Annotated in this window: 22 protein-coding genes and 3 tRNA genes; 4 read left to right on the forward strand and 21 right to left on the reverse strand. The window is 33.3% G+C overall.

All coding sequences use genetic code 11. From position 1 onward, the window contains the following. Positions 1-493 precede the first annotated feature (493 nt). From AC1Q7L_RS13135 to AC1Q7L_RS13175, 9 genes are all read right to left on the reverse strand, one after another. The gene (locus tag AC1Q7L_RS13135; protein WP_492329386.1) at positions 494-748 is read right to left on the reverse strand and encodes a hypothetical protein; all 255 of its coding nucleotides are present in this window, start codon (positions 746-748) and stop codon (positions 494-496) included. 38 nt (positions 749-786) lie between these two features. Beyond that, entirely contained in the window at positions 787-1,809 is a 1,023-nt protein-coding gene (locus AC1Q7L_RS13140) for a tetratricopeptide repeat protein (RefSeq protein ID WP_492306313.1), read from the reverse strand. Next, positions 1,802-3,517: an APC family permease gene (locus AC1Q7L_RS13145; RefSeq protein ID WP_492306314.1), complete on the reverse strand. Its 1,716-nt coding sequence runs from the start codon at positions 3,515-3,517 to the stop codon at positions 1,802-1,804. Before AC1Q7L_RS13145 ends, AC1Q7L_RS13140 begins: the two co-directional genes overlap by 8 nt. Beyond that, positions 3,507-5,876 carry a hypothetical protein gene (locus tag AC1Q7L_RS13150; protein ID WP_492306315.1) on the reverse strand — a complete coding sequence of 790 codons (2,370 nt, stop codon included), beginning with the start codon at positions 5,874-5,876 and terminating at the stop codon, positions 3,507-3,509. Before AC1Q7L_RS13150 ends, AC1Q7L_RS13145 begins: the two co-directional genes overlap by 11 nt. Continuing rightward, positions 5,867-6,610 carry a hypothetical protein gene (locus tag AC1Q7L_RS13155; protein WP_492306316.1) on the reverse strand — a complete coding sequence of 248 codons (744 nt, stop codon included), beginning with the start codon at positions 6,608-6,610 and terminating at the stop codon, positions 5,867-5,869. The genes AC1Q7L_RS13150 and AC1Q7L_RS13155 overlap by 10 nt, the downstream gene beginning before the upstream one ends. After that, positions 6,583-7,716 carry an AAA family ATPase gene (locus AC1Q7L_RS13160; RefSeq protein WP_492306317.1) on the reverse strand — a complete coding sequence of 378 codons (1,134 nt, stop codon included), beginning with the start codon at positions 7,714-7,716 and terminating at the stop codon, positions 6,583-6,585. Before AC1Q7L_RS13160 ends, AC1Q7L_RS13155 begins: the two co-directional genes overlap by 28 nt. 11 nt (positions 7,717-7,727) lie before the next feature. Then, positions 7,728-8,291 carry a DUF4919 domain-containing protein gene (locus tag AC1Q7L_RS13165; RefSeq protein ID WP_410692828.1) on the reverse strand — a complete coding sequence of 188 codons (564 nt, stop codon included), beginning with the start codon at positions 8,289-8,291 and terminating at the stop codon, positions 7,728-7,730. Continuing rightward, positions 8,269-8,934 carry a hypothetical protein gene (locus AC1Q7L_RS13170; protein ID WP_492306318.1) on the reverse strand — a complete coding sequence of 222 codons (666 nt, stop codon included), beginning with the start codon at positions 8,932-8,934 and terminating at the stop codon, positions 8,269-8,271. Before AC1Q7L_RS13170 ends, AC1Q7L_RS13165 begins: the two co-directional genes overlap by 23 nt. 322 nt (positions 8,935-9,256) lie before the next feature. Then, positions 9,257-9,646, reverse strand: a complete 390-nt coding sequence (locus AC1Q7L_RS13175; protein ID WP_492306319.1) for a VOC family protein — start codon at positions 9,644-9,646, stop codon at positions 9,257-9,259. Between the two features lie 112 nt (positions 9,647-9,758). Here AC1Q7L_RS13175 and deoD point away from each other — a divergent pair, with 112 nt between their 5' ends. Then, the gene (deoD, locus tag AC1Q7L_RS13180) at positions 9,759-10,469 is read left to right on the forward strand and encodes a purine-nucleoside phosphorylase (protein ID WP_492306320.1); all 711 of its coding nucleotides are present in this window, start codon (positions 9,759-9,761) and stop codon (positions 10,467-10,469) included. A gap of 61 nt (positions 10,470-10,530) precedes the next feature. Here the strand turns inward: deoD and AC1Q7L_RS13185 are convergent, their stop codons facing one another. The 8 genes from AC1Q7L_RS13185 to AC1Q7L_RS13220 form a co-directional block, all read right to left on the reverse strand. Continuing rightward, on the reverse strand, positions 10,531-11,316 hold the full coding sequence (locus tag AC1Q7L_RS13185; protein ID WP_492306321.1) for a TatD family hydrolase: 786 nt from the start codon (positions 11,314-11,316) through the stop codon (positions 10,531-10,533). Next, positions 11,313-11,642, reverse strand: a complete 330-nt coding sequence (locus tag AC1Q7L_RS13190; RefSeq protein WP_492306322.1) for a hypothetical protein — start codon at positions 11,640-11,642, stop codon at positions 11,313-11,315. The genes AC1Q7L_RS13185 and AC1Q7L_RS13190 overlap by 4 nt, the downstream gene beginning before the upstream one ends. A gap of 14 nt (positions 11,643-11,656) precedes the next feature. Continuing rightward, positions 11,657-11,726 (reverse strand) — tRNA-Val (locus AC1Q7L_RS13195). A gap of 83 nt (positions 11,727-11,809) precedes the next feature. Continuing rightward, positions 11,810-11,883: transfer RNA gene (locus AC1Q7L_RS13200), tRNA-Gly, on the reverse strand. Positions 11,884-11,886: 3 nt separating this feature from the next. After that, positions 11,887-11,958, reverse strand: a tRNA-Gly gene (locus AC1Q7L_RS13205). Positions 11,959-11,965: 7 nt separating this feature from the next. After that, positions 11,966-13,330, reverse strand: a complete 1,365-nt coding sequence (locus tag AC1Q7L_RS13210) for an SDR family oxidoreductase (RefSeq protein WP_492306323.1) — start codon at positions 13,328-13,330, stop codon at positions 11,966-11,968. A gap of 67 nt (positions 13,331-13,397) precedes the next feature. After that, entirely contained in the window at positions 13,398-14,048 is a 651-nt protein-coding gene (locus AC1Q7L_RS13215) for a tRNase toxin domain-containing protein (RefSeq protein ID WP_492306324.1), read from the reverse strand. Between the two features lies 1 nt (position 14,049). Next, a complete protein-coding gene (locus tag AC1Q7L_RS13220) occupies positions 14,050-14,766 on the reverse strand; it encodes a DUF434 domain-containing protein (protein ID WP_492306325.1) in 717 nt (238 codons plus the stop codon). A gap of 133 nt (positions 14,767-14,899) precedes the next feature. On the opposite strand from AC1Q7L_RS13220, the gene AC1Q7L_RS13225 reads away from it, so the two are divergent. The 3 genes from AC1Q7L_RS13225 (at position 14,900) to AC1Q7L_RS13235 (ending at position 18,652) form a co-directional block, all read left to right on the forward strand. Then, a complete protein-coding gene (locus AC1Q7L_RS13225) occupies positions 14,900-15,163 on the forward strand; it encodes a helix-turn-helix domain-containing protein (protein ID WP_492306326.1) in 264 nt (87 codons plus the stop codon). A gap of 692 nt (positions 15,164-15,855) precedes the next feature. Beyond that, positions 15,856-17,277 carry a D-xylose transporter XylE gene (gene xylE, locus AC1Q7L_RS13230; RefSeq protein WP_492306327.1) on the forward strand — a complete coding sequence of 474 codons (1,422 nt, stop codon included), beginning with the start codon at positions 15,856-15,858 and terminating at the stop codon, positions 17,275-17,277. A 346-nt stretch (positions 17,278-17,623) separates the two neighbouring features. Further along, positions 17,624-18,652 carry a LacI family DNA-binding transcriptional regulator gene (locus AC1Q7L_RS13235; RefSeq protein WP_410692794.1) on the forward strand — a complete coding sequence of 343 codons (1,029 nt, stop codon included), beginning with the start codon at positions 17,624-17,626 and terminating at the stop codon, positions 18,650-18,652. A gap of 372 nt (positions 18,653-19,024) precedes the next feature. Here AC1Q7L_RS13235 and AC1Q7L_RS13240 read toward each other — a convergent pair whose 3' ends face one another. The 4 genes from AC1Q7L_RS13240 to AC1Q7L_RS13255 all read right to left on the reverse strand — a co-directional run bounded on the left by AC1Q7L_RS13240 (position 19,025) and on the right by AC1Q7L_RS13255 (position 24,300). Next, entirely contained in the window at positions 19,025-19,492 is a 468-nt protein-coding gene (locus AC1Q7L_RS13240; protein ID WP_492306328.1) for a hypothetical protein, read from the reverse strand. A gap of 118 nt (positions 19,493-19,610) precedes the next feature. Next, positions 19,611-21,224 (reverse strand): UxaA family hydrolase, encoded by a 1,614-nt coding sequence (locus AC1Q7L_RS13245; RefSeq protein ID WP_492306329.1) that lies wholly within the window; start codon positions 21,222-21,224, stop codon positions 19,611-19,613. A gap of 6 nt (positions 21,225-21,230) precedes the next feature. Next, positions 21,231-22,694 (reverse strand): tagaturonate reductase, encoded by a 1,464-nt coding sequence (locus AC1Q7L_RS13250; RefSeq protein WP_492306330.1) that lies wholly within the window; start codon positions 22,692-22,694, stop codon positions 21,231-21,233. Between the two features lie 76 nt (positions 22,695-22,770). Continuing rightward, positions 22,771-24,300, reverse strand: a complete 1,530-nt coding sequence (locus AC1Q7L_RS13255) for an MFS transporter (RefSeq protein WP_492306331.1) — start codon at positions 24,298-24,300, stop codon at positions 22,771-22,773. Positions 24,301-24,310 lie beyond the last annotated feature (10 nt).

A 24,310-nucleotide genomic window follows, 5' to 3' on the forward strand; every position in this document is an offset into this window, starting at 1 on the left:
AAAATCAATTAATTAAACCTTACATTTGGAGTAAAGAATTTCTGTCCGTAATATTTTACAGATATCTTAATTACCTAAATGACTGTCTCTCATCGGGTTTACTTATCACGCTTATTTATCGTATTAAATGTTCATTGTTTATTAAATAATTTTCACTTTTATGGTTATTTTTTTTCATTCTAAATAATTTCTGACCTAAAAACACAAAAAACGCCTCGATTGTCGAAGCGTTTTTGTGGTATTTTGATTAAATTTTTACGAGTTTACAGTAAATAATTTCCAAAGCAAGCACATTTCGCTTCATTCCATATCATCCATTCATATCCAAACGATCCCTTTATTGACGGGCGATCGCATAGATTTAAACTGATATGTGCTCTTTGTATTGTCATAATTTTGTTGTCGCAAAGATAAATCTTTTTATTAATTTGTTGGTGATTTTACATTTGTACCGATGGCTTTGGGAACTTAAATCAACAGTTTTTCACTGATTCTAATTCCCGTTTTCTTCATTTATCAATTTATCTAATTCTTCAAGATCTGGAAATAGGCTGCCTTGAAAATCGTATAAACTTTTATACTCCGAAGTGGAAATGACTACAATCTCTTTTGCTTCAATTAAAGAAAGATGAGGAAATATTTCTCTTATTTTTTTTACTGCAAATAGTTGCGTTTTTCCAGATGATATAATTTCATTCACAATTTCAAAAGCATTTTTACCTTCATGCTTTAAATAAAGATATTTCATCGTGTTATCCATTTAAAAATCTTTTATTTTAATTACAATTAATTCCTAAACATTTTATTTCTCCCAGTTTTAAACCTGGAAATATCTTTCAAAATAATTTCATCTTTTGGATTGAAATGTTTCAACTCATTTACGATTTCAGAATGGGTATTCACTTTTTCTGCTATAATTTCGTAAGCTATATTTCTTGTGGTTGATTGTAATTTTTCATCTTTTTTAAACTCATATTTCAAAGCTTCCAGATAGATATTCCTTTTATCTGATGGAGTTTTCTTATATAAATTTTGAATTTCGCTGTCTAGTTTTTTCACATCAAAAATATTGGCGAAATAATTATTAAGACAATTAAAAGCATCTTTATTTTCCTCCCAACCCTTTAATAAAATCTGTTGAGCAGCTTCCGGTGTTTCCATTTTTTTGCGATATATTAAAGAAGCTTTTACCATCTGATTATTTTTTACATAATCATCAACTACCATTTGATAGTAAGTATGAGCATTTTTTATATCATGAATTTCAATGTATAAATCGCCTACTTTTTCCTTTTGCTCAAGTTCTTTATAAAGATCGATTGCTTTTCTATGTTGTTTTGCTTTTTCGTAACAGTTTGCAGCTTCCGATTTATTTCTAAGTTTTTTAAGATAAATCACTGCTGCTTCATTATAAAATCCGCCATCTTCCAATGTTTGGGCTCCACGATAATGATCACGAAGAAGATTCATATACACTTTTGCAGCTCTTTTGTAATCTTTTTCGTCGATATATTTTTGCGCTAGGTCTTCATATTTACTTCTAATCTTATCAAAAAGTGAAGGTTCAAGATAGAAATTTCCGCCACCTGCTCCACCTTTACGACCGGAAGATTGTTTTTCTTTTTCCTTCTCTTCCAAACGAATCAGGACTATAAAAATGATGAAAGCAACAATCGCAAAAATTACTAAAGTTCCGATAACACTCCAAAAACTCTGATGAAAAAGCTGAGCCAAAATCCCGATAACCTTAATGATCACCAGAATAAAAAATGCCGCCATGAACTTGTCTATAAACTTCTGCTTATTCATCTTTATCTGATTTTAAAATAGTTTTATCTTCACTGAAAAGCCTGTAAAGAAGCAATACAACTCCAATAATGAGAAGCCAAACAAACCAATTGTAGCCAAACATTTCGATCAAAGGATAGAAAATATATGCTAACAAAGCGACAAGAACAATAATCAGAAAAATTTTAATTCCACTTGGGACATTATCACCTCCAATATTCAAGGATTTTCTTTTTACGATAAAAGAATACAGTCCGACAACTCCTGTCATGAAAATTATTAACCAAATAATTTCAGAAAAAGAAATGTTATATTTTGAATAAGGTTTTTCTTTTTGCAATGTTTCCACTTTTTTTGCTTTGTTCGGATCAATTGGTGGTTCAATATATTCTTTTGTCCCGTAAAGTCGACCTAAAGAATCTTCAATTAAAACCTGTTTCTTTTTCAATATTGTTTTTACAATTCCCTGATCGGCTGGTTTTCCTGAACTTATTTTGTTAAGAGAATCTGTAATTTTTTTCTTGAATTTTTCTTCGCTTTGAGCTAAGTATTTTACTATTTTTTTACTGTAAACTTTCTTTAATGAATCTTTTGAAACATCTGTTTTATCATTAAGTTTGAAAATTTCGTCCTGAATTTTATTAATCGGTTTACCACCATTCTTTAAATATCCTTCATAGCTTTTTCCGTTATCTCGATTGCTAAGATGTAATGATGCTTTCATGTGTTCGTCCATCAACCCACGTCTTTCTCTTCCGTACATAGAATCGATCTTCATATCAATATCCGTAACACCGGATTGATAGGCGACAACAGGATTCATCATGTTTTTATCCACTTCGGAAACCTTTCCTGATGAAGGCATCGGAGGGTTTTGTACAGGTTTTTCTTTATTCAAAAAAATGAATATTCTAAACAAACCGATTACAATTAAAAACACAAAAAATATCCAACGGTATTTTTGAGAATAAGTAGATTTTTCATCATTTGAAGAATTTCCACCGAATAATTTACCGAGCCATGAATTCTGAAATTTAAACTTACCGAAACCGTCACCTCTGGAAGTTCCCATCACATCGAGGGGAACTCCTAATTCTACCGCTCTGTCGGGATATTTTTCGATATAACTTAAATATTTTTCAACTTCTTTTTTATTTCCTGCCATCACTTTTTTCAGGTCGAAAGGCAGGTTTTTCATCCATTCTTCTTCTGTCTGTGGTTTTTCAAGAGCTTCAAGAATTTTTTCATCGTCCATTTCAACAGTATAACTCTCAATTTTTTGAGGAATTTTTACGCCGTTTGATGGTTTTCGAACAGTAATATTTGATTTTTCAGGATATTGAATTAATGAAATCCAATCGATTTGTTCTGATAATTTAACCAAACCAAATTCGGGATGCATAATGAGATATTCAGCATCTATATTTTGCCAGTCTTCAGGATTTATTTTAGGATAAAAAATCGTGTTTTCAGGAATGAATAATTTATTATCAAAACATTGGAAATAAGAATTTTTTCCAATTTCAGTTGGTGTATTTTTATCAAAAATTAAAAAACATCCATACAAAATATTCGGTTCGTTGGAAGGAATCGGAAATGACTGAATTTCGTTTAAATCAATTCCTAAAATTTCCATCTCGTGAAGCCAAATCGATGGTGAAGAACCTTTTATTAAAAGTCCTTTTTTAGGATAATTATTTTTCGGAAAAGGTTTAATTCTAAGCTCCATATTCCAAAATTTGATTAATAAACTTTTCGAGATATTCAAGATACATATCTTCCATTTTTTTCACTTTCAACAATGTATTTTCGGGCAGATAATATTCTGAACCACCAAATTCTACATTAGTCGACAACGACAAGAAACCCTGTTCTGTAGAGGGTATATAAAACGTCGGAACATTTCCGTTACTGCTTTTAAAGGTCAACATTCCGCGGGAATCTGTAATGATTTCGCTACCATCAGGAAAAGTGAATTTGTTTTTATTTTGCTCTGCGAAAATTTTAATTTCAAACTTATTTTTGATGAAATTTATTGAATTTTCATAATTCTTGTTTAATTCACTTCCAGAAACGACTAAATTACCCTTTGTATTAATTCCAATTTTACTGAAATTACCCAGAATTTTAATTCCACTGAAATTTAATCTTGAAACTTCTGCTTCAACCTTTGAACAGTTTTTTTCAATCTCATAATCATTACTAAACTTAGGCTCAATTGAAATATTTCCTTCAATATTTATCTTAAAAACATCTGGAATTCGAGATTGATACAAGTAAAAATTTTTATTAAAATAAACTAGATTAAACCCGATAGGAATATTTAAACCTGTAATATTTTGCTCTGAATATTCTTTTGTACTTAAATTTAATTTAGAAATCAACTTCTTATCCGGTTGATATTGACATAAAATAAATTGTTGTTGTTTATTTTTCGCCAAAGCGAACTGTCCTTTGGGTTTTACAGAAATATTTTCAATCAAAACTTCACTTCCATGATAAGTTTTATAATAATCGTAATAATCTCTATTATAATAATTATCAGAAAGATAGGTCTTTAACAACTGTTTTTTATTGCTTAAAATGAAAAATTCACCTTCATATAAAAATTGAGCAATTTTATAAGTCGGAGTTGGAAATAAAATCGGATAATTGAGTGGAAGATCTGTTTTTTTTCCACTTAACGAAGTATCATGATCTCTATTCTTTCTTCTCTGTGGCGGATTTGCCCATAATTCTTTAAGAGGAAGAATTATTTTTTGAACATGCTTTCTTGTTCCTTTATGATGTTTGTAGAAATTTAATTCTCCATCCGCCGAAGTGGTGACTAAAAATTTTAATCGATCTCTATTTTCGTGAATCGTTCGTTGAATATTTTCGTTCGCCAAGTTTTCCTGATGCGTAATGAAGAAAACCTCCAGATCTTTTTCTTTATGTTCCTCCTGAAAAAATCTATCCAAAGCAGGTGAAACTTCTAAAACCGGACTTACCTGATTTAAATTATCAACCACTTCCTCCACTTTATCTAAAGAGATAAGCACATTGGTTTGTCCTAACGCAAAAACTTTACACTCAGAATGTGCTTTCGGATGCTTGATCACCGCAATGGCAGAAGCAAAGGCCAAAACCTTTGGCGTGCCCCAATTTTTAAGGGAAGTATCAATTAAAATTATTCTTTCAAAAATATTTTCCTCAGGCGGAATTTCACGCTGAATGTACAAGGCTTCATTATTGGCAACCCGATTCATGAAAATCTCATCTTCATTGGCAAATTCAGATAAAAGCATTCTTGATAATTCGCCTTTGTTGGTCATATCAGAAATTCCTCCAATCGGTTGTTCACCGGGAGAAAGATGACGCATTGGAATTTTAAGACCGCTCCAAATTCTTTTTATTAAGCTCCCAACCTGAAAGGTTTTTGGATCTTCAATTAATTCCTGAATAAAGTCTTTGTTGGTTTCAATGGTTGTTTCTTCCTGTACTACTTCGACGTCCAATTCGGGAATATCATTAAAACCTTTCATAGCTTCAACAATAGACTCTGTAGTAGGGAATTTTTGATAAAGTAATTTTAAAGTCTGAAAATCTTTGTTAACTGGAGCATTAATAAAAGGTTGTTTAATTGCACAGTCTGAGATTTTATCTGGTCTTTTTTCAAATCTTTTCAATATCAATTCTGAATTTCCTGGAGAAATTATATTATGACAATCTTTAAAAAGCGTTTGCAACAAAATTATTCTGTTTCTTCCTTTTTTATAAATAGGGTCTAGCTCTTTTATATTTTTTAGGAAATGAAAAACTCCACTAATTTCAATTTTCACATTAGAATTCATCATAAAGTTTCCTAAATCTATATGAGTATCATTGCTAACGAATAATACCATAAGAAGTGAACCAAAAGGTGGAAATCCTTGATATTTTAGTTCTTTTAAAACTTCAATTACGTAAGGTCGATAAGCGACTGCTCCTATTCCTGTAAAATAAATAAGGTTATTTTCATTATATCCAGTATTATCAGGAACATCTTCATCAGTTGTCCATTCCCAGAAATAATGCTCATATGACTGAAAATATTCTTTTACATCCATTCTTGTGCTTTTTCAGTGAGACGAAACGAGCTTACCGACAGTTTTCGGAAATCATTTTTATTAATTGAAACATAACTTCCGTTTTCGTTCCATACAAGCCATTGATCTCCATTTTCATTATACTTTTTTTGAAGTAATGAGCTCAAATTTTTAAATTCAAAATCAAAACCTGTGGGTAAAAGATGCCCGTCTTTCGTCCAATATGTTTTTCCCGGAAAACTTAATAAGGGTGTTCCGAGAAATAAGGCTTTATCTTCCATCACAATCCATTCAATTTGGTCTAATTTGAATTTTGGAGTTGCTAAAATAAAGTCTTTAATTTTAGATATAGAACTTAATAAAGCTGTTGCAGATTGTTCTTCTTCACTTGATTTTAAGTTGACTTTTACTTTTTCATCAATTCCAAAAAAATTATGATTGGAAGGTGGAAAAGTCAAACGTAAAGCTTTATCAATTGGCGTCCACAGCAAAGCCGTTCTCACTTTTTTAGTTGGAACTAAAGCATTTTTTCGGAACAATAATCCGTCTCTTAATTCGTATAATAAAAAGTTGGGCAATTGCTGAATTTCCGCAGAATCGGCTTGTTCATCGGTAAAGTTTTTCAACCAGATTACATCTTCCTCCAAAGCGATCTGAATATTTTTCCAGTCACGAATGGAGCCCAGAAAATCTTCATCAGCTCGGGGAAGTTCTGCCCAAAATTCTTTTATACGGTTTGAAGAATCTTCTGCCATAGACTTTCAATTTCTTTTTGAATGTATTGTTTTTGCTCCGGATTTCTGATCCAGTCGCATCGCGTTTGAAGATACCTTAATTTATCTTTAATAACATTTTGCTCTTCAAAACTTAAAGTTCCGCCTTCCCATTTATCAATTAAAATTTTTACATCTTTCATTACTTCCTCCGGATTCGGCGTCTTGTTTTGTAAGGCCTGAGGATGAGATTTAGGATCTTCATCTTTTTCGATGGTTCGGTTGATAATTCCTTCTAAAATTTCAATCTGTTCTTCTGTATCCCAAATGTGTTTCAATACCCAAATATCAGAAAGAATCGCTTCATTTCTGCCACAAATCAAAGCACTTGCTGCAATTAAATTTTGCAGTTTTACCGCTCGACGGTCAGAAATTGCAATTCCTGTATTTCGAAGACTGATAATTGTATTTAAATAGACTTCATAAATCGGTTTCAGATCTATATTTCTACACAAACTTTGAAGTTCTCTGATTTCATCTGAAAGAATCTCAGGCGCTTCTGTTTCAATATTATTTTCTAATTTTCTTCCAGCTAAAAGTACCTGTTGAAGGAGATCCGGATGCACATAATCAACATTAATTCTGATCAAAAAACGGTCGAACAACGCGTTCAAAGCTTCATCCTCAGGAAGAACATTACTTGCTCCCACAAACATTAGTGCAGGAAGATTTTTTGTTTCTTTTCCTCTTTTGAAGATCTTTTCATTCAAAGCCATCAAAAGTGAATTCAAAATTGCAGAATTGGCATTAAAAATCTCATCCAGAAAAACCATTGACGCTTCCGGCATCATGCCTTCTGTGTTGGTTAAAAGTTCACCATCTTTTAATTTTCTGATATCAAAAGGTCCGAAAATTTCATTTGGCTCTGTGAAACGGGTTAATAAATATTCGAAGTTTTTTCCGTCTTTCACTGTTTTTGCTAAGGTTCTTACAATCGCAGATTTTGCGGTTCCGGGAGGTCCGTACAAAAAGGCATTTTCTCTTGCTAATAAACAGATTCCCAGTAAATCTACTACGTCGTTTTTGCCGACGAAGGTTTCCTTAACGTAATTAAGAACTGTGTTTAATTTATTTATATTTTGAGTCATTGATTAAAATTTTAAAACTTCCACCATTTTTTATTTTTTGGCTTTTCCTCTTCTTCCTTTCTTTTTTTAGAGAGAAAAATTGATCTCTGGTAAGCATCAGTAATATCAAAATGGACTTCGGATCCGTCTTCTAGTGTTAAAACATCCAAATATTTATCTTCATGTTGAATTAATCTTTGTTGGATATATTTTTTTTTCAAATGAAGTTCCATGAAATCCTTTTCATCAGAAACCCTAATAACAATGTATGGATTCTCTATTGATCCATCTCCCGTTTTCTCCATACAACTCAGAATATTATGACAGATAAACATTACGCTTTCTGCAGCTTTTGTATTTCCAATCTGCTTTAAAGAAAAATATTTTCTAAAATGAGCTCTTGGGCTTAGCAGTACATTAATCGTAACATAATAATTCAGTTTATCGTATTCTTTATTCTCATATAATTTTTCCATGATATCTAAATCATCAGAATAAGGGTCATAATCGGGATTGGTTATAATTAATTCTCTATGTTTCAGAAAATTTTCTTTTGTGGGGTCTGCCACAAAATCAAATACTGTCTTTTCTCTCATTTTCTTCGGTTATTGTTTTTAATTCTCTCCAAAAAGCATCTTTATGCAGTCCAAATTCTGCAATCAATAAGTTGTTAATAAACGGAATTTCAGCCAATTTATATGCTTTCTTTTCTACAATTCTTTCGAGATATAGTTTTCGGTAAGTTTTGTCTTTTAATTCTTCTTCCCAATTTACTTTTTCTAAATCAATGTCAGATCCGATTGCTGAATAATGAAATTGTGATAAAATATTTTCCAACATTTTAATCAAAGGATCTTCTGCATCTGCAATTTGTAATCCGTCAACAATTTGCGGTAAAAACCTTAACGATAAATCTGCTGAAAGTATGGAAGAAATGTCTCTTGCTCCTTTATATGATGGAATCAATTTATTTAAATCCTTTGCTGTATCTCTACGAATTAAATACAATTGAGCACTGTGATATACTATTTTTCCTGCCCAAACTGCTGTTTCTTTATTGCAGTTTATTTGATCTGATAAAAATTCCAGCCTTTCTTTTTCAAATTCGCTTTCAAAATAATCGGATGCATCTTGTTCTTCCTTTCTTGAAATTTCTTTTATATCTGAAAAAATCGTGATGCATTCATCTTTTCGGAGAAGAAATAAGGTGTCTAAAAATGGGGAGGTGTTTTCCAGCATCTAACAAAAATAAAAATATTATTTGTGAATTGTGAATTTTGCGTCGCAAGTTATTGTTAATTAATTTCAGTTCGGAATAAGAAACCTAACAGGTTTTGAAAACCTGTTAGGTTTGATTTAAGCAGCTTTTTTTACAATACTTTAGCCCCGATTGAAACGGCATCCTTTTTTGTTGCGGCCGGAGCGAAGCGGAGGCCGTAACAAAAAAGATATAGTGGAAAGCGGGAAATTGCTTCAAAAAAATAAGTAATGAGTAATATTTTTTTGAGATTGCTTTACTTCGACAGGCTCAGCACAGGCTCGCTTTTCTCCTCGCAAAGACTTAATTTATAATCTCAATAATATTATTTTCCGGATCGAGAATTACACTTTCGTAGTAACCATCGCCAGATGTACGAGGTTCTCCTACAACTTCGTAGCCATCATTTCTCAACGTTTCTGTAAGCGCGTCAACTTTCTCGTTGCTTCCTGTTGAAAATGCAAGATGCACAATTCCAAATTTTTGAGCGTCAAATGAGTTATTTCCTTCCTGAATATCTGGTCTTGTCATGATCTCCAATCGTGAACCATTTTCAAAGCTTAAGAAATATGACTCAAAGTTTTTTACGGGATTATGGTATTTTTCATTGGAAGTTGCTCCGAAATATTTTTGATAAAATTCCTTTACTTTTTCTAAATCTTTAACCCAAATAGCAATATGCTCTATCTTCATTTTTTAAATTTTAATTAAAGATAATAATTGTCTTCTATAAATTGACAAGTTGAGCAAATTGACAATTCGCTTTTCACAGATTTGCTATCTTTGTGCCATTCAAAATAAAATTATGAGTATTCACATTAGTGCAAAAAAGGGAGAAATTGCTAAAGTTGTATTGCAGCCGGGGGATCCGCTTCGCGCACAGTATATTGCAGAAAACTTTTTAGAAAACGCAAAATTAGTAAGTAAAACGAGAGGTATTTTTTATTATACAGGTCTTTATAAAGGTAAAGAAATTACTGTGGGAGCCAGTGGAATGGGCTTCCCGAGCATTGGAATCTATTCTTTTGAGCTGTACACAGAATATGAAGTGGAGACAATCATAAGAATCGGAACTTGTGGAGCGTATACAACAGATTTGAAAACTTTTGATATTTTAAATGTTGAAAATGCAGCAAGTGAAAGTACTTACGCAAAATATGCATGGGAAATTGAAGATGAAATTCTTTCTCATCAGGGAAATATTTTTGATACAATTAATGCAACTGCAGAAGAATTAGCTTTAAAAACTAAAGCAATCAACGTTCACAGTAGTGACATTTTCTACAGAAAAGATCAGGCAATTCCTGCGATTGCAACGAAATATAACTGTCCGGCTGTTGAAATGGAAGCATTCGGATTGTATGCCAATGCAAAAAATTTGGGGAAAAACGCAGCAACGATTCTTACCGTAACTGATATTATTCCGACTCACGAAAATATTTCGGCTGACCAAAGGGAAACTGCTTTGAAACCAATGATCGAATTAGCTTTAGAAGCTGCTTGGAAAAGCATCTAAGAAGGAAAAAAGCAACACTATAAAATAAAAAGAGCTTTACATTAATTTGTAGAGCTTTTTTTTATATTCTGAAAAATTTTCTGGCGACTTCTGTCGTTTCATCCGCAACTTCGGAAATACTTACTTTCTTTAATTTTGCAATTGTCTGTGCGACATAAGGCAGATAGGATGGTTCATTTCGGCGGTTTTGTGTTCTCGGCATATTTTTCGGCAGCATGAAAGGCGCATCTGTTTCGATCATCATTCGGTCAAGTGGGACATATTTAATTACATCTTCCAAATGTTTAAACCTTTTATCATCGCTGATCGCTCCCGTAAATCCTAAATAAAATCCTTTATCCAAATAGATTTTTGCTTCATTCAAAGTTCCTGTAAAACAATGAACAACAGCCTCGGGAAGTTTTGAAAGATATTCGTCAGTAATTTCATTAAATCTTTTAAAGGCTGATCTTTCGTGAAGAAAAAGAGGTTTATCAACTTCAATTGCTAATTCGAGTTGAGCGCGATAACATTTTTCCTGAATAGGTCTTGGTGAAAAATCGCGATCAAAATCCATTCCACATTCACCGACTGAGATGACTTGATCTTGTCTTAATAATTTTCGAAGTTCGTTGATGCTTTCATTGTTAAAGGATTTCGAGTCATGAGGATGAATTCCTGCGGTTGAAAATAAAATTTCAGGATAATCTTCTGCAATCTCTGCTGATTCTTTGCTTCCGCGGACGCTTGTTCCTGTGAGGATCATTTGCTCTACTCCATTATCCAACGCTCGGTTGATAATTTCTTCGTGTTCGTTGTGGAATTGTTTATTGGTCAGGTTAATGCCAATGTCTATAAATGTGTTCATTTGTTTTTGTTATTATTTTGTTCATTATGTATAGTAAAGTATCTTATGACATGAGGACTTGTAATGGCGCTTTTAAATGATTTTTCTGTAGCATATTTTCTAAAATCAGAATATTTTGTTCCATTAACTTCTTTTGTAATTTTCACCCAGATCATTTTCTGGTTTTGCTTTCTGGTTTTCCAAAATTTCACTTCTTCAATCAATTGATCTTGAACGGCAGATTTTTCTGTTCTTCTCCATTTTTTATTTCCATACTTTTTTAAATAAGGTGGAATTTTTCCCCATTCATAAGATCGGAAAGTTCCTTTATTGTAAAGATTTTTCATAGCGTTTTAAAAAGGGAAGCAAGCAAGATTTGAACTCGCAACTCCTCTGGGTTTGAGGCATTTTTCCATTTAAACTATTGCTTCCATTTGGGAGATAAGCAGGATTCGAACTTGCAACTCGTCTTAGCAAAACGTATTTTTCCTTTACTACTATTATCTCCATTTTGGGAGTACAGCAGGACTCGAACCTGCAACTTTGCCTTGGAAGGGCAGTATTTTTCCAATTATCAACTATGTACTCCTGCGAAACGTACGGGACTCGAACCCGTAACATCTGACTTGGATGGTCAGGGCTCTTCCATTGAGCTAACGTTTCTTTTATTTTACCAAGTATGAATTTTATAATTTTTCAATAAAACTCCACTAAAATAATTCCCTTTGATTCCTTCAATAACAGGCTGTAAAATTCTAGCAGCTCCATCCACAGAATCCAGTGGCGGGATATATCCTTGCTCAAACTGTTTCTTTCTTAAACTTTCTTTTGCTCCCGTAGAAATCCAGCCAACATCAACTGCACTCATGTAAATCTGATCTTTTTCAAATTCTTTTGCAGAAGTGAGCGTCATCATATTCAAAGCCGCTTTCGTCATATTTGTATGTGGATGAAAAATAGTTTTATTTTCATAACTGAAAATACCTTCAGAAGATGTAACATTAATGATAAATTTTTCTTTGAATAAAGAGTTTCTCATTAATTGTTTTAATTCTTTAATTAAAAAATAAGGGGCAATATGATTGATGAGATTAACCTCTACCAATTCATACATTGAAACTTCTTCCAAAGTAGAATTCCAACTGGTTTTATCGCGATTATCAACAGGTTGCCCAAAACGCGTCAAAGCAACTGTGGTTTCTTCATTTTGAGCATATTCCAATTTTCCGATCTCATTTGAAATTTGTGTTTGATTGGGAATTAAGTTCTGAATATTTTTAAACTCAACCAACATTTCATTTTCACGTTTTATAATTGGAAGATAGTATTCATCGGGATATTTTATAGTTTGAGCAGCATTATTGATCAGAATATCAAGTGTTTCAAAATTATCTTTATAAAAATTGATGAATTCCTGAATAGCCTTTAAATTTCTAAGATCCAGTCCGTAAACCCAAAGCCTGTCTTTCCATTCAAGATAATCATCTTCCTGCTGAAGCTGTTCCAGAGCCAAAGCGGGGAAACGGGTCGTCAAAACCAAATTTGCACCATTTCGCAAAACTTTTAAAGCTGTTGCAAGTCCTACTTTTACACGTCCTCCCGTAAGAATTATATTTCTTCCTTTTAAATTTACAGATTCAAAACGTTTTTCATAGTTTTCTTCTGCACATTTCGGGCATAATCTTGTGTAAAATGAATGTGCATATGTATAGCTTTGATTACAACAGTAACAATTTTTAGGAATCTGAAGTTTTGTAAGTTTTGTTTCATCTTTTTGGTTATCATAAAAAGCAGAAACTCCTGCCAAAGCTTTTTTCAGCAATACAGATTCTGAATTGACTTCCAGATCCTGAGTTTTCATTTGGAAATAACTTTCCTGACGATTTTGTTTTTTAGCATTCTTATGAATTTTTGTAATCAGCCCTGAAAACATTCTGCTATCAGGATTATGAAAAGGCTCGTCTTTCAAGGCATTTAAAACCTTGAGACATGCTTCCCATTCATATTCCGAAAATTTTTGATTAGAAAAATCCATTGCTTCAATTTTATGATGACAAAATTATCAAACCTGTACGCAATCTTTTTACGCAGTAAAAAGATTTTTATTCATTAATAAAAATTTCCAGAAAACCAATCAATTGAGTTCCGCCGTGGCTCCACCGAATTCCATGACCGTCTTTTTCTCTTATCTCAAAAACTAATTCATGTTTGTAGTGAAAGAAAACATTCCACCAAGTTTGATTGTTGACGATGTAATTAATTTTCTCCATTACTTTTTGTTGTTTCTGTTGATTATTTCCTTTGACTTCACCCCAAAACAAATCGTCCATTCTTCCGACATGCTTCTCCCAGGCGCGTTGGGCAATAGTAATTTCATCATTAAAAGGTTTCATACAACTTTCAATCAAAACATTTCTAGAAGGCGGAATTGCATGTTCATCCCGAATACTCGCTGAAGTTAGTCTTTGACCCAAAATATCCAGCCAATACTCAAATGGAATTTCCTGTAATTTTTGAGCGATAATCTCATCTGAGTCATCAGTTTCAAGAATATTGATGAATGCAGAAAAACTTTTATCGCGGTCAATTTTTATTTCTTCATTAAAATAAGGTAAATCCCAATCTAAAGTTTTGTCTTTATATTTCTGAATATTTTTTGATAAAATTTCCAAATGTTCTGACGATAAAATAGGATGGTATTTTTCTTTCCAAGATGTTGAAAGCAATGGAATATATTTTTCGAACAGATTCATTTTAAAACATTTTAATCAGGTTAACAGAAAGTTTTTCCTCCTGAATTAAATAATCAATTACGTTAAACCATTTTTTGCAATGATCTAAAATCCATGCATCGGAAGAAGCTATGATTTCGGCATTTTCTGCTAAAAATTTATCTGGATTGAATTGTAGATCAACTTCCCAATTGAGATTGTTTTCCTGAGCAAATTCGAGAATAATTTGTTTGATTCTTCCGCTGTTTGACACAGGTTTATCGAAAATCCAGACTAATTTTTGAAGTTTTGCCTTTTGAAAAAATTGAGAAACCAATTCTATACTTTTTTGAGTCTGATTAACTCTTTTATACGTTCCATGAACACCGGAAAGATCGCGACAACAACCGTCAAGACCTTTAAAAATATAAGCTTCCGAAAGTAAACTTTCCAACAAAATCAAAATATTAAAGCCATCCAAATAAATGACTTTATCTTTTAAATCTAAAATTTCAATTTGCTTGGATCTTCTATTTTTAATCTGCTTTTCCGATGCAGAAGCACCACGAAGCACCTGAATTTGTCTGGTTTTTAATTTATAGCGATTCCCAACCAATTCTGAACTCGCTTTTTCAGCATAATCTCTGCTTAGAAGATAATTCATATCCTGAACCGCCAATTTTAATTTGTCAATTTGCTTTTCTGATTCGAATAGTATGTCGTCGCCTGTGTTTTTGCCACGGTTTCTGTTGTTGTTCATGGTCAAAAATAGATTTTTTTCACTAAATAAATAGATGGACTTTTGAAATTGATAATATTTTAATTAATAGTGATAAAAATAAAAAAATAAGGCATTATTTTGATAACATCTCACAAAAACACACAATTAGATGATGAATAACAAAACAAACTCTCAACCAGAAGGTGATCAGTTAATGATAACTGTTATCACTTATCTTTCTAAAATTTTAGAAACTTTAGAAAAAACACAAGTGAATGATTCAACTTATTATGACAATGCTGATGTCAAACGATTATTAAATATTAGTGACAGTACTCTGCTTCGTATCAGGAAATCACAGAATATCCCACATCTCAGGATTGGACGAAAAATATTTTATCCCAAATCTTTTTTTAATAATGCTCTCAAAAAATGAGAGCATTTTTTATTTATTCTTGAATATTCTTTGATAGTTCTTCGGAAAAAAAATGTTTTTTCCGAAGAACTATCGGATATTACTCGAAGAACACTCGAATAGTTATCAGTAGATTCCTTCAAAACACATCAAAACACATCAAAATACATCAAAATCCGTCATATTTTTCAAAGATCGTGACAGTTTAAAAATTCCTCTATAGGAGCGGACTTTAGTCCGCTTAAAAATAAATGAAAGATGGTTGGCTTTAGCCAAAATTTAATTTTTCAAGAATAAAGTTTAGATTTTTTCAAGAACCCAAGATGTGACGAATCAATAATAAACTGTTTGTATATTCAATTTTCAACATCGTGCAATCAATTATCCAAATTTAAACTTCGGATACGATTTTAGGAGAAAAAAATCATTGAAAAGTTCCCTTATTTATAATACTTATCATAAAATTTACAATAAGACTATTCTTTAAATGCCTGTAAATAAATACACAAGAAAACAGTTACCATAACAATTCACGAATTCATAATAATTTATTGAATATTGCATAAAATTATTACATTTAGGAGTTAATAAATAGTTAATTCTAACTTTTAACATATTTATCGATTTTAATTACAATTAAATGCAATCGATTACATTTTTGAATTTAAATATTAGAATTAATAAAAACCATCAATCACAATTAAAACTAAACTATGCAAATTATAGATTCTGGACCGAAATATTCTTCAGGCACAAAAGCGCAGATCAACATGATGTACGTTACAGTATTGACGCTGGTTGCCACATTGGGCGGACTTTTGTTCGGATATGACACCGCAGTAATTTCGGGAGCCGAAAAATCAATTCAGGAATATTTGATCATTCCGCTGGGATTAAGTTCATTAGCGCATGGAGCTACAATTTCAAGTGCTTTAATTGGCTGTATCATTGGAGGAGCTGTTTCAGGGTATTTTTCGACAAAACTAGGAAGAAAAAAATCATTGATGCTTGCTGCATTTTTGTTTTTCATCAGTGCTTTGGGAGCTGCTTATCCTGAATTTTTATTTTTTAAGCACGGAGAACATTCAATGGGAGTTTTGCTGGCTTTTAATTTTTATCGAATTATTGGCGGTATCGGTGTTGGACTCGCCTCTGCGGTTTGTCCGATGTACATTGGAGAAATTGCCCCTGCCGAAGTTCGCGGAAGATTGGTTTCTTTAAATCAGTTTGCTATTATTTTCGGAATGCTGGTCGTGTATTTTGTCAATTGGGGAATCGCCGACGGAAAAAGCATTGAATGGATTAACCAAATCGGATGGCGTTACATGTTCTTATCATTAACCATTCCTGCAGTATTGTTCGGAGTCTTATTATTTTTCGTTCCGGAGACACCTCGTTATCTTACATTGATTAAACAAGATGATGAAGCTTTGAAAATTTTAACCAAAATAAATGGCGAAGCAAGAGCAAAAGAGATATTTTCTGAGATAAAAGGAACCGTTGCAGAACATAAAAGTGAAATTTTTGCTTTCGGAAAAACAGTAATCATTATTGGGATTTTGCTTTCTGTTTTTCAGCAATTTGTAGGAATTAATGTTGCTTTGTACTATGCCCCAAGGATTTTCGAAAGTATGGGAGTTCATAAAGATGCATCCATGCTGCAAACTGTTGTTATGGGATTGGTTAACGTGGTTTTCACAGTTGTTGCTATTTTCACGGTTGATAAATGGGGAAGAAAACCTTTATTGATAGTCGGTTCCATCGGAATGGCAATCGGAATGTTTGCGATCGCTATTTTCTCGTATTATCATATTATAGGGATTGCAACGTTGGTTTTCATTATTGTTTATACCGCTTCTTTTATGATGTCTTGGGGGCCGATTTGCTGGGTTTTGATTTCAGAAATTTTCCCGAATAAAATCAGAGGAAGTGCTATTGCCATTGCGGTTGCAGCACAATGGGCAGCCAATTATTTGATCTCTTCAACCTATCCTTTTATGATGGAATTCAGTGGAGCTTTCACATACGGTTTTTACGGTGTGATGAGCGTTTTATCATTAATCTTTGTCTGGAAAATGGTTCCTGAAACAAAAGGAAGATCATTGGAAGACATTGAAAAAATCTGGAAAAAGTAAAGTATTTTTTATATCAGTTAGTAAAATAGGGCATCGATTTTTTGGTGTCCTATTTTGGTTAAATTAACCACCCATTTTTGGTATTTAAATTCATCATTAAATGTCATTTTTTATGATAAGTACCATTGATTATATGCAAGTACAGCTTTTTATCTCATATAGAAAACAGTCTTAAAACAAAGATAACTAAGCATTTAAACACGTTTTATCTTTAATTTAATCATAACCAACCATAACCTGATATAAAATACATAATATTTCCTTTCTGATAGTTATAATTTGATTAAATTTACCTCAACAACGTATATCGTTTTGATATATAAAAAACAGCTAGAAAAACTCATTTATGAATAAGAAAAGTGCCACCATATACGATATTTCAAAGAAAATTAATGTGAGTGTGGCTACTGTTTCCAGGGCGCTTAATGATCATCCGAGGATAAGTCAGGCAACAAAAGATTTGGTGAAGAAAACCGCCAAAGAAATGAATTATAAGCAAAATAATCTTGCCAAAGCTCTAAAAAGTGGTGAAACAAAAAACGTAGGAATTATCGTTCCTTTCGTTAATACCAACTTTTTCTCCTCCGTTATCCGCGGAATTGAAGAAGAACTTTCTCCGCATGGATATCACGTAATTATTTGTCAGAGTCACGAAGATGTTAATATTGAAAAAAGACATTTGAATACTTTGTTAAATGCTCAGGTTGACGGGATTTTCATGTCCGTTTCAAGAACGACAATTGATACGGAACATATTCAGAGTATTTTAGATACAACCAACACACCGATCATCTTTTTTGACAGAAAAAAGGATATTCCGGGCATCAGCACCATCGTTATTGATGACTACCGAGGCGGTTACATGGCTACCGAACATCTAATTAAAGAAGGTTATAAAAATATTTGTCATTTTGCGGGAGATCTTAATCTCGAGATCTATCAAAACCGTCTTAATGGTTATAAACAGGCATTACTTGACCATAATTTCCAGGTTAAAGAAGACAATATTATCATCACAGGAAGTTCGATTGATGAAGGAATTGATGCCATCAAAAAACTTTGGGACGGAAAATCTGTTCCCGATGCGATCTTTTCATCCAGTGATTTTGCAGCGTTGGGCGCTTGTCAGGAATTAAAAAAACGTAAGATTAAAATACCTCAAGAAGTAGCGGTTATTGGTTTCTCCAACGAACCTTTTACCCAATTTATGGAGCTTTCGATGAGTTCTGTGGATCAAACTCCTGTTATCATGGGGAAAATGGCAGGACAGGTGTTTATTGAAAGCGTAAAGGAAAATGGTTCTGGAGTTTCTATTGAGAAAAAAGTGGTGTTGGCGCCGCAGCTTTATATTAGGAAGTCTTCGAAAAGGAAGTAAGTTTTTTTGATATAAATTTCTTTTGTCTTGAAACAAAAGAAACAAAAATTCAAGACTTGGAAACTTCCGCTAAAAAATATTTTTGTTCTCTAAAAATCCCAAAACTCGTGCGAATTTGACATTTGTTCTTCGATTTGATATTTGTCTCGCACTCAAACAGTGGGATTTTCTTAACGTTCACAAAATTATTTTTCTTAACGCTCCATTTTCCTATGTCGTTTTTGACAATTCACCGTGTAGTTTGTCATTCTGACGAAGGAAGAATCTAAGCTTTATCATTAAAAATATTTAAGTTTTGGCTAAAGCCAATCCGGATTGTATATTTATTAAACGGGCTAAAGCCCGTTCCTAATGATGTTAGTTTTGCAATTTTTACTTATAGCTTTCTAATGCCTGATAAAATTCATTTTTCAATTCAATTATAATTCCTTCCAATTCCTCGTTATCCATTTTACATTCGACAGAGTACTTTAATAAGGAATCATCTATATCGCGCGAACCTCCTCCCATCCCCGGAACAGGTATTGTTCCATCATAAACTATCTGGATAGTATTAAAATTGGAATCAATTTGAAGTAAATTAAACGACAATTGATTATGGAGAATTAAAAGGTTAGGTTCAAATAATTTATTCAACAATAAACTCTCAAACCAATCAATCATTTTTTTTACATCAGAAATAAGTATACTTGTAAGCGTTTCCAAATGTTCATAATCCAACCTAAGACCAATACTATATGGTTCACTTATAGTTCTTAAACCTGTCATAAGCTCCCATTCATCTAGATCAAAAAGTAATAATTGAAATTCGACTGTTTTATTAATTCCATTAAATATCATACAAATTAGTTTATGTAAAACTTACAAATATAAAAAGTTACATCATCTAACCAAAAGAAAATGCCTCCCACAAATGTAGAAAGCATTTTCAACCCTAATATTTATATAATTAAAACAATTATAAACTTACTCCCCGTCTCCAAGGAATAAAATCGTTTTGATTCAAAATTGCGGCTTTTGTTTTTACCTCTCCGCTTGCGACTTCTATGATAAATTCTAAAAGCTCTTCTGCCTTTTCGTCGATTGTTTTTTCACCTGTAATCACGTCTCCAGTATTGAAATCGATGATGTCGGGCATCCTTTGTGATAAAGAAGTGTTTGACGAAATTTTCACCACGGGAACAACGGGATTTCCTGTCGGAGTTCCTAAACCTGTCGTAAATAAAACTACGTTTGAGCCTGAGCCAACCAAGGCGGTTGTACATTCCACGTCATTTCCGGGGGTGCATAATAAATTCAAGCCCGGTTCTTTGATGTATTCCGTAAAATCGAGAACGTCATTTATCGGTGATGAACCACCTTTTTTAGCCGCTCCTGCAGATTTCATGGCATCGGTTATCAGTCCATCTTTAATATTCCCCGGCGATGGATTCATATCGAAACCTGATCCTGCAGCAACGACTGAATCTTCAAAATCTTTCATTAACTGTAAAAATCTTTCGGCATCATCTTCATTCACGCAACGGTTCACCAATTCCTGCTCTACTCCACATAATTCCGGAAATTCGGAAAGGATAGTTGAACCTCCAATTCCAGCCATTAAATCTGATAATTGTCCTAAAACCGGGTTTGCAGAAATTCCTGAAAAACCGTCTGAACCACCACATTCCAATCCTAAAACTAGTTTTGAAATTGGGGCTGGTTTTCTTTCGATTTCGTTGGCTTGTTTGATGGCTTCGTAAGAATCTTTGATGATTCCGTTTAGCATTTCATCAACCGTTCCTGATTTTTGTTGTTCGTAAACGATGATCGGTTTTTTATTATTCGGACTGATTTTTTGTAATGCATCCGTAAAAATCTGAACCTGTAAATTCTGACATCCCAAGCTTAAAACTGTTGCTCCGGCTACATTCGGATTATTCACATAACCTGCCAATAACCTTCCCAATGCTTCTGCGTCCTGACGAATACCGCCACAACCGCCTTGGTGAGTGATGAATTTTACATCTATATTTTTAAAAACTCTAGAGTTTTGATCTTCTTCAACCGCAGTTTCCGTTTCTGAATTATTGATTAATGATCTTAATAATAGCTGATGTTTTGTTGCTTTTTCAAACAATAATTCCTTTTCAAAAACATCTTTTAAAATCTCAACATTTCTGTTTTCACAAAAAACCAATGGAAAAAATAACCAAACATTTTCTGTTCCGACCTGCCCGTCTTCTCTGTGATAACCCATGAAAGTTTTATCTTTCCATTTGTCAACATTCGGAGCGGTCCAAGCCGTTGTTTCTGTTTTGCCTTCTACTTTTGCGCTTTGGTGCTTAACGTTTTCAGTCGTGATAACCTCTCCTTTCTGGATCGGCTGACTGGCTTTTCCCACCAAAACACCGTACATAATGATCTCGTCTCCAATCGCAAGATCTTCGGTCACGAATTTATGTTTCGCCTTCGTATCTTTTATAATATCATAAGTAAGTTCACCCAAAGTAACAGTTTCTCCCTGCGTAAGATCAACCAATGCCACTGCTACATTATCTTTGGGATTTACTTTCAGTACTTTCTTTTGCATAATTTTTTAAGAATAAAATTGTATAAAGTTGTGATATGCAGTTTCGATATCGTTGTGATCAATTTCCCACAATGCTTTTGCTACTGCAGATTTCAAACCGTTAACCTTTGTAAGATCTGTATCCCAGAAAGTGGTTTCGCTTAAAGCCAATTCTGCGACTTTTTCGTAATCTTCGTTTGCCCAGATTTCTTTGAATCTGTTTACTATCGCTTCTTCATCATTTATCGGTAGAGATTTTTCACCAAAATTTCCTTGATAGAATCTGATTAAACTTGCCAATGAGAAAGTTAAATTAAGCGGTAATTTATGGTTAATTTCAACATATTTTAACAAACTCGGAAGAATTCTCACTTTAAATTTAGACACAAAATACAAGGCGATACTTGCCTGATAATGCTTGATAAAAGGATTTCTGAATCTGTCGAAAACTTCTTCAGCAAAATCTTTCAATTCTTTTTCATCTAAACCTAATGTAGGATTTACTTCATTAAAAATCGTTTCATTTAAAAATTTACCTAAAAATTGATTATCGATAGATTCTTTTACCGTTTCTTTTCCTGATAAAATCGCCGGAGCCAACATCAATGTATGACCACCATTCAAAATTCTCACTTTTCTTAAACGGTACGGCTGAATATCATCAACAATCAAAATCTGTTCGTCAATTTTATCAAAAGGAATTCTTTCGTTTAAATTTGCCGCATCCTGAATGACAAAAAGCAAGAAAGTTTCAGAAACAACCATCATTTTATCTTCATAATGTAATTGGTCTTCATACGTATCTGAATCATCTTTCGGATAACCCGGAACAATTCTGTCTACCAATGTATTATGGAAATAATTACTTTGTTCAATCCATTGCACAAAGTTAGCTTCTAAATTCCAAAGTTGGGAATATTTTAAGATAATTTCTTTTAAAGCAAATGCATTGTCTTCGATCAATTCACAAGGAATAATTCTCAATCCTTTATCTTCCGCTCCATTGAAATGTTTGAATCTTTCGTTTAATAAAACCGTTAGTTTCGCAGGAAAATTCTTGTGCGGACCCGCGTAATCATTTTCTGATTCGTCGTAAGCAATTCCTGTTTCTGTTGTGTTTGAGAAGATAAACTCTAATTCTTCTTCTTTCGCCAACGCTAAAAATTCATCGTAATTTGTATAAGGATTGATCGACTTCTGAATCGCAGAAATCACCTGTTTTGTATCAATGATCTCCCCTTTTTTAATTCCTCTTGAGAAAAGCGTATATAAATTATCCTGCTCTTCCAGTTTATGAACCGAACCGCCCGCCGTTGGCTGAACGTTTACGATTCCTGCATTAAATCCTGCTTCTTTATTTAATTTATCAATCACATAATCTGTGAATCCTCTCATGAAATTCCCTCCTCCAAACTGTACAATTTTGATTGGAAGTTTTTCCTGAGAACCATGTAATTCACGATTTAATTTTTGTTTTGTCTGATTTTCCATCTTTTTTAACTCGATGATTTTATTTTAATCAAACCTTCAAGGTTTTTGAAACCTTGAAGGTTTAGACTGGATTTAATTATTTACTTATCACTTTATACTTTGGAACCAATGATTTCATCACTATCCATGCAATTAAATAGGCTACTGCGCAGATTGAGAAAATGATCATGTATCCTTTATCAATTCCGTCTGAAACTACTGCTCCGGACTTTTTTAATTGCTCAAAGAAACCATCCGGTAAACGATCGTTGATGTACTGAGGATATTTTTCCAACAAAGGAACTCCATCAACGGTTGACCAAGCTTTATGAGCGTGATCGAATAATACTCCTGAAGATTTATTAATGATAAACGAACCGATTCCTCCTGCCATTCCGCCAATTCCGGTGATGGTTGCAATTGCTTTTTTAGGAAACATATCGCCAACTGTCGAGAAAATATTTGCTGACCAAGCCTGATGCGCTGCTCCTGCAACACCAATAATTAAAACAGGAATCCAATATGTTGCAGTACCTAATGGTTGTGCGAGAAGCGCTAATAAGGGGAAAAATGCGAAAATTAACATCGCTTTCATTCTTCCTGTGTAAGCGTTCATTCCTTTCTTTTCAACAAAATATTTTGGAAGCCAACCTCCGATGATCGACAATAAAGTAATCATATAAAGAACAAATAATGGTAATGCACTTTGTGTGGAATCCATCCCGTACACTGAACTTAAATAAGCCGGTGTCCAGAATAAAAAGAACCACCAAACCCCGTCTGTCATAAACTTTCCGAACGCAAAAGCCCAAGTCTGTCTGTAGCTGAAACATTCTTTGAATGTAAATACTTTTTCCGGAACAGAAGTATCTTCATTGGGAATATCGTCCTGATCCTGATTAATATACGTTAATTCATGTTCGTTAACTCTCTTATGTAAATGCGGTTTTTTGTAAACAAATACCCAAAGTCCCATCCATACAAATCCTAAAGCACCAATAATGATAAATGCCCATTCCCAACCCATTGATTTTGCAATAAAAGGGATAGTAAGTGGTGCTGCCAAAGCTCCAACTGTTGCTCCTGCATTCCAAATACTTGTAGAAAATGCTCTGTCTTTTTTAGGGAAATATTCTGCCGTAGTTTTAATCGCTGCCGGGAAATTTCCTGCTTCACCAATTGCCAATACGAAACGTGCAAACACAAATAACGTAACACTTGTACTGATGATTGCAGAAGTATTAGAAACCGTACCGATCAATTCTTTTGAACCATGAAAACCAGCCAACCAATTTCCTGTAAGAATTCCTGAAGTTGCAATTCCACAAAATGCATGTAAAACTGCACCGATAGACCAAACACCGATTGCCCAAAGGAAACCTTTTTTGGTATCCATAAAGTCCACAAACTTTCCTGCGAAAAGCATTCCTACCGCATAAAATATAGAAAATAATGCAGTGATGTTTCCGTAATCGTTGTTATTCCAGTGAAATTCTGGTGCGATAAAATCTTTCCACGTTAATGACAACACCTGACGATCCAAATAATTGATCGTAGTAGCGAGAAATAACAGAAGACATATCGTCCATCTGTAGGTAGTCGGCTTAAGAGATTTAACTGAACTCATATTAATATTC

The organism is Chryseobacterium sp. GW823-FHT05E08 (genome assembly GCF_058795655.1).